Below are 10,152 nucleotides of genomic sequence, written 5' to 3' on the forward strand. Positions count from 1 at the left end.
TATCGAATCGATTCGATCTGCGGGGGGACGGGGCGGCTATCCTCGGAGTATGAGCAGCCAGGAGTCGCCGCGCCGCGCGACCATCGCCGACGTCGCCCGTGAGGCGGGAGTGGCGACCTCCACGGCGTCGGTCGTCTTCAGCGGGAAGGCCAACGTCGCCCCGGCCACGCGGGAGCGAGTGCTCGCCGCGGCGGCCGAGCTCGGCTACGCAGGGCCCGATCCACGAGCGGCGTCGCTGCGCCGCGGCCGCAGCGGGATCGTCGCGGTCGTCCTCGAAGGACACCTCCGCACGGCGTTCCTCGACCCGGTCACGACGGCGATGATGGACGGCCTGACCGACGGCCTCGCCGACCTCAGCGCGGGCATCCTGCTGATGCGGGACGAGCCTGGCGACGACGGCTCGGCGCTGGCCAGCGCCCCGGTCGATGCGGTCGTGCTGATCGGGTGCTCGGGGCGCACGCGCGCGTCGCTCGACGTCGTGCGCAGCCGTGGCCTCCCGGTCGTCGTGATCGAGGGCGACGCCGGTGAGGGCATCCCCCGCATCACGCTCGACAACACCGCGGCGGCCGCGGACGTCGCGCGACACCTGCGAGACCTCGGGCACCGGGATGTCGCGCTCGTGACCCTGTCGCTCGACAGCGAACGCGAGCGGGGTCCGGTCACGCCGGAGCGGCTCGAGGCCGCCACGGTGGACGTCACGCGGGACCGGCTGGCCGGGATGCGCGAGATCTTCCCGGACGCGCTCGCGATCTCGGCGTCAGGGAGCCTCATCGACGAGGGCCTGATCGTCGGCCGGATGCTGCTGGCCGATCCCGCAGCGCGACCCACGGCGATCCTCGCGCAGAGCGATCTGCTGGCGGTCGGCGTCATCCGCGCGGCCGAGGAGGCGGGGCTCCGCGTTCCCGAGGACCTGTCGGTCGCGGGCTTCGACGGAATCGCCGCCGACGGGCTCGGAGACCTCGTCCTCACGACCAGCGTGCAGCCCGCGGTCGAGAAGGGACGCGCCGCGGGCGAGCAGGTCGCGCGGATGCTGCGTGGGGAACCGGGTATCACCCTGCACCTCACCTGCCGCTTCCGCGCGGGGACCACGACCGCGCCTCCCGCCGCGCGCTGAGCGAGCGGGCGCGGAGCGCGCTCAGCTGTGCGCGGGGCCGAGAGGCAGCGGTGTCGTCTCGAAGTCGAGGATGGAGTAGCGCCCGCACTCCACGGTCCTCAGGGGGTCGACGTCGTCGGGGAGATCCCACCCGACGGTCTGAGCGTCCTCGAGGAGGAACGTGACCTCCCCCGCGTCGAAGTCCGCGCGATTCACCAGCCACGCGTACGCGTCGAGCCGATGATCGACCTGCACGAGCTGCGACGGGTCCCCCAGATGGAGCTTCGGCAGGCGCACGGTCCAGAACTGGCCGGCGCCGATGCGACCCGAGCCGTCGATCCACGCGGTCACGCAGTCCAGATCCGGGTCCGGCACGGTCGCCGCAGCGGCCAGGCGCGGGATGCCGAGGATCCCGACCGCGACCAGGAGCACGGCGGCGATTGCGGCGAAGGTGCGTCTCAGCGGCGCGGAGAGGCGTGCGGTCCGCAGCGACGAGACGAGTGCGAGGACGGGCAGGAGGACGAGCGGTTGAAGATACCGCGCCGCGTGTGTGCCGAGCGCGACGGCACCCACGAGGACGATCAGGGGAGTGACCCACGCCACGACGGCGACCAGGCGCTCGGCCTCGCTCGCCGCGCGGACGGTCCGCAGCACCGCGAGACCGAGGAGTGCCGCGATCACCAGGGCTGACGCGAGGCCGAGGGGGGACTGAAGGCGCTCGATCACCAGATCGCCGTGATACGACAGGGACTCGCGCCATCGACTCGGCTGCGCGTACCCCGCACCGGTGTTCGCGATCCATGCCGCGAGCGGAATACGTGCGACGGCTCCGATGGCGGCGCCGCCGAGGAGCGCACCGGTCAGCACGAGGAACCGCACGCGCAGAGCCGCCGTCCGCAGCCCGAGCACGAGAAGCACCAGGGACAGCGGCGCGACCGCCCACGCGGCGAACAGCGGGTTCGTCAGCGTCGAGACGGCCGCGAGCGCGGCCGAGGCGATGACCGGAAGCCGGAGGCGCGCGCGGGAGTCGACGGAGCGTCGCAGGATGCCGATCATCAGCACGACGGCGACGACGGTGGCCGAGTAGTACGTCGTCGTGAGCTGCAGCGACGCGAGCTCGAGCGCGTCGCGAGAGGAGGAGGTCTCGGTCGCGGCGATCACGCCGAACGCGAGGATCGCGGCCACCGACCACGCGATGGGCGACCGGCCCTCCCGCACCGGACCGGCGGCGAGCCGGATGGCTCCGAAGAGCGCGAGCTGGTTGACCACGGCGCTCAGGGCCAGCAGGCCGTTCGCGTCGAGGGGGAGAAGGGCATCGAGAGCGGTGAACAGCGCGGTCTCGGGGAGGAACAGCACGCTCGACAGCGCCCAGTCGAACGGCTCCCCCGCGAGGACGGAGCGGGAGAGCATCGCCACGATGAGCGAGTCGCCGTCGCGGAAGAGCAGCTCGGCTCGAGCGGATGACGCGACCGATGCCGCCGTGGCCAGGGCGACGGCGGCGGCCAGCGTCCACCCCGCAAGCTCCCGCACCCACGCTCGTGTCACGGACTCACTCTGCCATCTCGCGTCTGAGTCGCTCACCGGTCGGGGACGACGACCGATCCACCACCGGGTGAGCGATGCGGAAGGCGGTGGGCTCAGGAGACCTGCGCGCGAAGGTCCCAGATCTGCTCGAGCGGCGCCGTGCCCTCATCGCCGTCGGCGTCGCGGAAGAGCTCGACGAACCGGCCGATGTCCGCCTGCCACGCGTGGTCGGCGGGGTCGTCGGCCAGCGCCGCGACCGCCGCATCCCAGTCGTCGCACTCGACGAGGTGGAAGAGCCGTCGGCCGGAGCGCCAGATCGTCCAGTCGTGGATGCCGATCCGCGCGAACGTCGCCGCGAGAGCATCCGGGATCGTCGCGTGATTCGTGCGGTAGTCGTCGATCGCGCCGTCGCGGATCTCGGAGTGCAGGGCGATGCGCATGTGAGGCCTCTCGTCAGTCCCGGGGGCGGAAGGAGATCGCGATCGGCGTCGCGGCATCCGCCCTCTCGACCAGGATGGCACCGTCCTGTCGCTCCGCGGCAATCGGGATGTCGCCGACGCGAGCCGTCGTCACATCGAGCACCGGAGCCACGGCTCGTCGGACGGCGTCAGGCGCGGCCGAGCACGACGGGATCCTCGAGGCCCTGCGTCAGCGGGATCCGGATGCCGCGGCGACGGCGATGCGAGCCCATATCGCGAACTCGTATGCGCGTCTCGGACCCGCTCTCGCCCGCCGTGCGGAGGGCGCATCGGAGTAGCGCGACGGTCTTTCTTCGCGCTCGTGGCCTTACGGTTCCCTAACGCCGGGTAAACTGGAATCTGACACCTGCCCGCCCGCCTGCGCCGTATCCCCTCGGCCGACGAGCCCTGAGGAGCCGCGTATATGCTGACGCTCCTCGCGGTGTTCCTCCTCGGGTCTCTCCTGATGCCCGTTCTGGTGCGCTGGCTGGGGTCTCAGGCATTCGCCGTCGCCGCTCTCATCCCTGCCGCGGCCTTCGTCCACGCGCTGGTGCTCACACCGCAGGTCATCGACGGCCCCGCGCCGTTCGAGTCGGTCGCGTGGATCCCTCAGCTGGGTCTGAACCTGTCGATGCAGATGGACGTGCTGGGCTGGGTGCTGACGCTCATCGTGTCGGGCGTCGGCGCGCTCGTCCTCCTCTACTGCCGCTGGTACTTCCTCGACGACACCGCCGGGATCGGCCAGTTCTCCGCGGTCCTGCTCGGATTCGCCGGCGCGATGTACGGTCTCGTCCTCACCGACGACCTCGTCGTGCTCGTGATGTTCTGGGAGGTGACGAGCATTCTCTCGTACCTCCTGATCGGGCACTACCGCCGTCGTGCCGCCAGTCGACGCGCCGCACTGCAGGCTCTGCTCGTCACGACGCTCGGCGGCCTCGTGATGTTCGTCGGCGTCGTGATCCTCGTCGTCGACGCCGGCACGTCGAGCATCCGCGAGATCCTCGAGATCGTGCCGACCGGGCCCGTCGTCGACGCAGCCGTGATCATGCTCCTGGTCGGAGCCATCAGCAAGTCCGCCGTCTTCCCCTTCCACTTCTGGCTTCCCGGCGCCATGGCGGCCCCGACCCCCGTCAGCGCCTACCTGCACGCCGCCGCGATGGTGAAGGCCGGCATCTACCTCATCGCCCGGTTCGCGCCGATCTTCGCGTTCACCGGGCCGTGGCGCCCCATCATCATCACGCTGGGCGTGGTCACGATGCTCCTCGGCGGCATCCAGGCCCTGCGCGAAACCGACCTCAAGCGCATCCTCGCCTTCGGCACCGTGAGCCAGTTGGGGTTCTTCTCGGTGGTGGTCGGCTACGGAACGCAGGCCAGCGCCCTCGCCGGCGCGGCCCTGGTGATCGGGCACGCCCTGTTCAAGTCGGCGCTGTTCCTCATCGTCGGCGTGATCGACCGCCAGCTGTCGACGCGAGACATCACCGAGCTGAGCGGCGTCGGTCGCCAGGCGCCGGTGATGGCGACCGCGGCCTTCATCTCCATCGCCTCCATGGTCGGCATCGCTCCGACGATCGGATTCGTCGCCAAGGAGTCGACCCTCACCGCACTGCTCGATGATGCCCTGCACGGCTCGCCCTGGGGCGTCGTGGCGATCATCGGCGTGAGCCTCGGATCCATGCTCACCGCGGCATACGGCATCCGCTTCCTCTGGGGTGCGTTCTGGACCAAGCGCGACGCGACGGGCGACCGTATGCCGGATACGGCATGGCCCGACCCTCCCGTCGGCTTCCTCTCCGCGCCCATCATCCTCGCCGGTGTCACGCTCGCCGCGGGCATCGGTGCTCCGGCGCTCGACACCGCTCTGCAGGGGTACGCGCTGACGGCGACACCGGGGCTCGACGCTACGGGCGAGGCGGTCGAAGGACCGGGCCATCTCGCTCTGTGGCACGGCCTCGAGCCGGCGCTCGGCATCTCGATCCTCACCGGCCTGCTGGGGGCGGCGCTCTTCCTCCTGACGGTCCGCACGGGGTGGGACCGCAGAAAGCGCATCGTGCCGTTCACCGCCGCCGACGTCTACTACCTCGTCGTACGCGGCGTCGACCGCCTCTCGGTGCTCAGCACGACCCTCACCCAGCGCGGTTCGCTCCCCGTCTACGTCGGCACGATCTTCGTCGTCTTCGTGGCCGCCGAGATCACCGCGCTGCTCGCGAGCGACGTGGACCGCTTCCAGCTCTCGGCCTGGCACACGCCGGCCCAGCTCGTCGTCGCACCCCTCATGGCCGTCGCGGGCGTGCTCGCGGTGCGGGCGCAGAAGCGGTACACCGGCGTCGTCCTCGTGTCGATCACAGGCCTCGGCATGGTCGTGCTGTTCGCGACGAGCGGTGCGCCCGACCTCGCCCTCACCCAGATCCTCGTGGAGACCGTGACGATGGTCACGTTCGCGCTCGTCCTGCGCCGCCTTCCCGCGCGGATGGGCGAGCACAACGCATCCGTCGGCCGGGTCCCCCGCGCCCTGCTCGGCATCGGCGTCGGCCTGACGATGGCGCTCGTCGCGATCGTGGCGACCCAGTCGCGCGTCGCCGAACCGATCTCAGGCGCCTTCCCGAAGCTCGCCTACGAGATCGGCCACGGCAAGAACGTCGTCAACGTCGCGCTCGTCGACCTGCGCGGCTGGGACACCATGGGCGAGCTGTCGGTGCTCGTGCTGGCCGCGACCGGCGTCGCCTCGCTCGTGTTCGTCACCCACCGCGCCGACATGCTCGCGGCGACCAAGACCCTGCCGAAGGCGCGGCGTCGTCGCACTCTCAGCCGCCCGCTCGTCGAGACGACCGAGGGCGTGCGCTTCCAGACCTCCGAGAACGAGAGCAACCCGCGCGCCTGGCTCGTCGGCGGGCAGAAGATGAAGCCCGAGAACCGGTCGATCCTGCTCGAGGTCGTCGTCCGCATCCTGTTCCACACGATCATCGTGGTGTCCATCTTCCTGCTGTTCTCGGGCCACAATCTCCCGGGCGGCGGGTTCGCGGGTGGCCTCGTCGCGGGCATGGCGCTCGTCATGCGCTACATCGCGGGCGGTCGGTGGGAGCTCGGCGCCGCCGCCCCGACGGATGCGGGTCGGCTGCTCGGCACGGGTCTCGTCCTCGCGGTCGGCACCGCCGTCGTGCCGCTGTTCTTCGGTCGGGCGCCGCTCGCCAGTCAGTACTGGCAGTGGGAGATCCCGGGCATCGGCCCCATGGAGTTCTCGTCCTCGACGATCTTCGACGTCGGCGTGTACCTCGTCGTCATCGGTCTCGTGCTCGACGTGCTGCGCAGCCTCGGCGCCGAGGTCGACCGTCAGGCGCAGGAGTTCCGAGAGCGGGGGGTGACCCTCTGATGGACGTCTCCCTCACCCTCATCGTGATCATGGCCGTGCTCTTCGCCTGCGGCGTCTACGCGATGCTGGAGCGCAGCCTGACCCGCGTGCTCATCGGATTCCTGCTGCTCGGCAACGCCACGAACCTTCTGCTCCTGATCGTGATGGGCGTCCCGGGCAAGGCCCCCTTCTACGGCACCGAGGGCGACCTCAGCGATCCGCTGCCGCAGGCGCTGACGCTCACGGCCATCGTGATCACGTTCGCCGTCTCGGCGTTCCTCCTCGCCCTCATCTACCGCTCCTGGCAGCTGGGTCAGGCCGACACCGTCGAGGACGACGAGGCCGACATCGCCCTGCGCGAGCGCACGGATGCCGACGAGGACCTCATGGACGACGAGTCCGACGTCGACGACGAGGCGACGACGGACTTCGTCGGCGTGCAGACCGCGCCGATCACGGTGCTCCATATGCGCGACCACCCCGCGATCAACGACGATGCCCCGGTCGATCGGCCGACGGCATCCGGATCGGCGGACTCGGATGCGAATGCGAATGCGAATGCGGACGCGGAAGCGGAACCGGACGCGGATATCGCCGTGCTCACCGACGAATCGGCCCCGCCCGACGACCCCCGCGACGGGGAGGACGCCTCGACCTTCCAGGCCGATGCCGACACCCACGCCTCCGAGGCCCACGAGACGGATGCGGCGGATGCCGCGCGCGACACGGCCTCGGACACCGCATCCGCCGACAGCGCTCCCGAGCACACGGGCTCCGAGCCGCACGCATCCGACACCGCCGGACCCGACAGCACCGACAAAGGGGAGGACCGCAGATGAGCGCTCTCGTCCCTCTCCTCGTAGCCCTGCCGCTGCTCGGCGCCGCCGTCACGCTCATCTTCGGACGCAATCCGCGTCTGCAGGCGTTCGTCACCGTCGCCACCCTCGCCGTCGTCTCCGTGATCGCGGCCGTGCTGCTGTTCGCCGTCGACGCGGGTGCTCCGCTGGCCGTCTCGGTGGGCGGCTGGCCGGTCCCGTTCGGGATCGTGCTCTACGTCGACCGGCTGGCCGCGCTCCTCGTGCTCATCTCGAGCATCGTGCTGCTGGCGGTCCTCCTCTTCTCGATCGGTCAGGGTGCCGCCGACGGCACGGACGAGACCCCCATCTCGATCTTCAACCCGTCGTACCTGATCCTCGCCGCGGGCATCTTCAACGCCTTCATCGCGGGCGATCTGTTCAACCTCTACGTCGGCTTCGAGATCCTGCTCGTCGCCTCGTACGTGCTCATCACACTCGGCAGCACCGAATCCCGCATCCGCACCGGCGCGGTCTACATCGTCGTGTCGCTCGTGTCGTCGATCCTGTTCCTCGCGTCGATCGCGATGATCTACGGCGCGCTCGGCACCGTCAACATGGCGCAGATCGCCGAGCGCATGACGGAGCTTCCGCAGGAGACGCAGCTCGTGCTGCACCTCATGCTCGTGGTGGCGTTCGGCATCAAGGCGGCCATCTTCCCGGTGTCGTTCTGGCTGCCCGACTCGTACCCCACCGCTCCGGCTCCGGTCACCGCCGTCTTCGCCGGACTGCTGACGAAGGTCGGCGTGTACGCGCTGATCCGCACCGAGACCCAGCTGTTCGCCGAGAACAGCATCGACACCCTGCTGCTGATCATCGCGCTGGCGACGATGGTGGTCGGGGTGCTCGGCGCCGTCGCGCAGGCCGAGCTCAAGAGGATCCTGTCGTTCACCCTCGTGAGCCACGTCGGCTACATGATCTTCGGACTCGCGATCGCCACGCCCGCGGCGATCGGTGCGACGGTGTACTACATCGTCCACCACATCATCGTGCAGACGACGCTGTTCCTCTCGGTCGGCCTCGTCGAGCGCCGCGCGGGCAGCACGTCGATCCTGCGCGTCAAGGGCCTGCTCAAGGTCGCGCCCGTGATCGCCGTACTCTACTTCATCCCCGCGATCAACCTGGGCGGGCTCCCCCCGTTCTCCGGCTTCATCGGCAAGTTCGCACTGTTCGAGGCCGCTGCCTCCGTGGGTACGCCGCTCATGATCGTGCTGATCTTCGGCGGCATCGTCACCTCGCTCCTCACCCTCTACGCGCTGATGCGCGCCTGGAACCTCGCGTTCTGGCGGGAGGAGGAGGACTCGACCGAGACCGAAGGCCGCATCTCGCACCTCGGCAACGCGCCCGCCGCCGACGAGCAGCAGGAGCGCCGTCGCATCCCGAAGATCATGACCGTCGCGACGGCCGGGATGGTCGGCGTCACCGTGGCGCTGACGGTCTTCGCCGGACCGCTGTACGCGCTGTGCGACCGGATCGGCGAGGCGCTGCTCAACCCGGTGAGTCTCGTGCAGCTCGAAGACGAGGTGGACGGATGAGCCCCACCGAGACCGGCCGCCACTTCTGGCGCGACCTGCGCGTGCAGCTGCCCTTCCTGGCGTGGCTCGTCGTGCTGTGGATGCTGCTGTGGGGCCAGTTCACGGTGCTGGCCTTCCTCAGCGGTCTCGTCGTCGCCGTCTTCGTGACCAGGGTCTTCCGCCTGCCGACGGTGGAGCTGTCCGGGCGGATAAACCTCTGGTTCGCGGCGCTGCTGGTGATCCAGTTCCTCTTCGCGATGCTGCGCGGCGCGCTCTCGGTGACGGCCCAGGTCTTCGATCTCCGACGGCAGCCCGGTGCGGCGATCATCGCCGTTCCGCTGAAGTACGCGGACGACCTGATGATGACGCACGTGTCCGTCGTGTCGTCGCTGATCCCGGGTTCGCTGATTGTCGAGGCCGACCGCGATCGGCAGATCCTGTATCTGCACGTGATCGGCGTCCGCAGCCTCGAGGACGTCGAGAAGCAGCGTGCGGGTGTGCTCCGGTGGGAGCGACGGATCGTGCGTGCGCTCGGCGCGCCGGAGCAGTACCGTGCCCTCAAGGCCGATGAGCGAGCGGCGCGTGCCGATGTGCCCGGCCGGAATGCCGGATCGTCGAAGGGCGGTGTCCGATGAACGTGCTGCTCATGGCCATCATGGTCGTGTTCGGAGTCGCCGCGATCCTGACGATCATCCGCATCGTGCGCGGGCCGTCGATCCTCGACCGCGCCGTCGCGTCGGACGTGCTGCTCACCGAGGTGATGTGCGTGCTCGGTGCGGAGATGGCGATCAACGGGCACACCCGCAACATCCCGGTGATGCTCATCATCGCCGCTGTCGGGGTGTTCGGCTCCATCGCCGTCGCCCGGTTCGTCGCGAGAAGGGACAACACGACGCCATGAACGTCTTCGGTCTCAGCATCCCCGACGCGGTCGTCGACGTCGCGGTCCTCGTCCTCATCCTCCTGGGCGCGATCCTGTGCCTCTCGGCGGCGGTGGGTCTGCTGCGGTTCCGCGACGTGCCCTCGCGTCTGCATGCCGCGACCAAGCCGCAGGTGCTCGGCCTCGTGCTGATCTGCCTCGCGATCGCGCTGTCCATGCGTACAGTCGGCGGCATCCTCGTCGGACTCGCCCTCGTCGCCCCGGTGGTGCTCATGCAGTTCGCCACCGCGCCGCTCTCGGCGCACATCGTCGGTCGACAGGCCTACCGCAACGGCACGACGGACGAGCGGAGCCTCGTCGTCGACGAGCTCGCCGACTCGAAGCAGACCCACCGCCGCCGAGAGGCACAGGATCGCGCCCAGGAGGATGAGGACGAGGACCGCGACGTCGACGACCGCGTCGGGGATGCTGAGACCGAAGACG

The 10,152-nt window shown here is 69.9% G+C and carries 9 protein-coding genes and 2 pseudogenes; 8 read left to right on the forward strand and 3 right to left on the reverse strand.

What is annotated here, in order from left to right; genetic code table 11:
• The first annotated feature begins 49 nt into the window (after positions 1–49).
• Positions 50–1,114: a LacI family DNA-binding transcriptional regulator gene (locus A4X16_RS15530; protein WP_067122246.1), complete on the forward strand. Its 1,065-nt coding sequence runs from the start codon at positions 50–52 to the stop codon at positions 1,112–1,114.
• A gap of 21 nt (positions 1,115–1,135) precedes the next feature.
• Here A4X16_RS15530 and A4X16_RS15535 read toward each other — a convergent pair whose 3' ends face one another.
• From A4X16_RS15535 to A4X16_RS18365, 3 genes are all read right to left on the reverse strand, one after another.
• Positions 1,136–2,638, reverse strand: coding sequence for a hypothetical protein (locus A4X16_RS15535; RefSeq protein ID WP_067122248.1), 1,503 nt, complete (start codon positions 2,636–2,638; stop codon positions 1,136–1,138).
• Between the two features lie 92 nt (positions 2,639–2,730).
• Positions 2,731–3,057, reverse strand: coding sequence for an L-rhamnose mutarotase (locus A4X16_RS15540; RefSeq protein ID WP_067122251.1), 327 nt, complete (start codon positions 3,055–3,057; stop codon positions 2,731–2,733).
• Between the two features lie 13 nt (positions 3,058–3,070).
• Positions 3,071–3,208, reverse strand: coding sequence for a hypothetical protein (locus tag A4X16_RS18365; protein WP_231880398.1), 138 nt, complete (start codon positions 3,206–3,208; stop codon positions 3,071–3,073).
• Between A4X16_RS18365 and A4X16_RS17615 the strand changes: the two genes are divergently transcribed.
• The 7 genes and pseudogenes from A4X16_RS17615 to mnhG all read left to right on the forward strand — a co-directional run.
• On the forward strand, positions 3,165–3,374 hold the full coding sequence (locus A4X16_RS17615; protein WP_231880396.1) for an FCD domain-containing protein: 210 nt from the start codon (positions 3,165–3,167) through the stop codon (positions 3,372–3,374). The two genes, A4X16_RS18365 and A4X16_RS17615, sit on opposite strands and share 44 nt — an antisense overlap.
• A 125-nt stretch (positions 3,375–3,499) precedes the next feature.
• Positions 3,500–6,442, forward strand: coding sequence for a Na+/H+ antiporter subunit A (locus tag A4X16_RS15545; protein WP_067122254.1), 2,943 nt, complete (start codon positions 3,500–3,502; stop codon positions 6,440–6,442).
• A pseudogene (locus tag A4X16_RS15550) lies at positions 6,442–6,957 on the forward strand (Na(+)/H(+) antiporter subunit C); the annotation flags it as partial. The gene A4X16_RS15545 and the pseudogene A4X16_RS15550, both read left to right, overlap by 1 nt.
• Before the next feature lie 299 nt (positions 6,958–7,256).
• Positions 7,257–8,810, forward strand: a complete 1,554-nt coding sequence (locus A4X16_RS15555; RefSeq protein WP_067122258.1) for a Na+/H+ antiporter subunit D — start codon at positions 7,257–7,259, stop codon at positions 8,808–8,810.
• The gene (locus tag A4X16_RS15560) at positions 8,807–9,424 is read left to right on the forward strand and encodes a Na+/H+ antiporter subunit E (protein WP_067122260.1); all 618 of its coding nucleotides are present in this window, start codon (positions 8,807–8,809) and stop codon (positions 9,422–9,424) included. Before A4X16_RS15555 ends, A4X16_RS15560 begins: the two co-directional genes overlap by 4 nt.
• On the forward strand, positions 9,421–9,690 hold the full coding sequence (locus A4X16_RS15565) for a monovalent cation/H+ antiporter complex subunit F (protein ID WP_067122263.1): 270 nt from the start codon (positions 9,421–9,423) through the stop codon (positions 9,688–9,690). The genes A4X16_RS15560 and A4X16_RS15565 overlap by 4 nt, the downstream gene beginning before the upstream one ends.
• A pseudogene (gene mnhG / locus A4X16_RS15570) lies at positions 9,687–10,058 on the forward strand (monovalent cation/H(+) antiporter subunit G); the annotation flags it as partial. The gene A4X16_RS15565 and the pseudogene mnhG, both read left to right, overlap by 4 nt.
• Positions 10,059–10,152 lie beyond the last annotated feature (94 nt).

Origin of the sequence: Microbacterium sp. H83 (assembly GCF_001650405.1) — a bacterium.
Taxonomy (GTDB): Bacteria; Actinomycetota; Actinomycetes; order Actinomycetales; family Microbacteriaceae; genus Microbacterium.

Excerpts from the sequence above, each read along its gene's own strand:
- A4X16_RS15545 (WP_067122254.1), top strand. The coding sequence starts at position 3,500 with ATGCTGACGCTCCTCGCGGTGTTCCTCCTCGGGTCTCTCCTGATGCCC.
- A4X16_RS15530 (WP_067122246.1), top strand. The coding sequence starts at position 50 with ATGAGCAGCCAGGAGTCGCCGCGCCGCGCGACCATCGCCGACGTCGCC.
- A4X16_RS15565 (WP_067122263.1), top strand. The coding sequence starts at position 9,421 with ATGAACGTGCTGCTCATGGCCATCATGGTCGTGTTCGGAGTCGCCGCG.
- A4X16_RS15540 (WP_067122251.1), bottom strand. The coding sequence starts at position 3,057 with ATGCGCATCGCCCTGCACTCCGAGATCCGCGACGGCGCGATCGACGAC.
- A4X16_RS17615 (WP_231880396.1), top strand. The coding sequence starts at position 3,165 with ATGTCGCCGACGCGAGCCGTCGTCACATCGAGCACCGGAGCCACGGCT.
- A4X16_RS15560 (WP_067122260.1), top strand. The coding sequence starts at position 8,807 with ATGAGCCCCACCGAGACCGGCCGCCACTTCTGGCGCGACCTGCGCGTG.
- A4X16_RS15555 (WP_067122258.1), top strand. The coding sequence starts at position 7,257 with ATGAGCGCTCTCGTCCCTCTCCTCGTAGCCCTGCCGCTGCTCGGCGCC.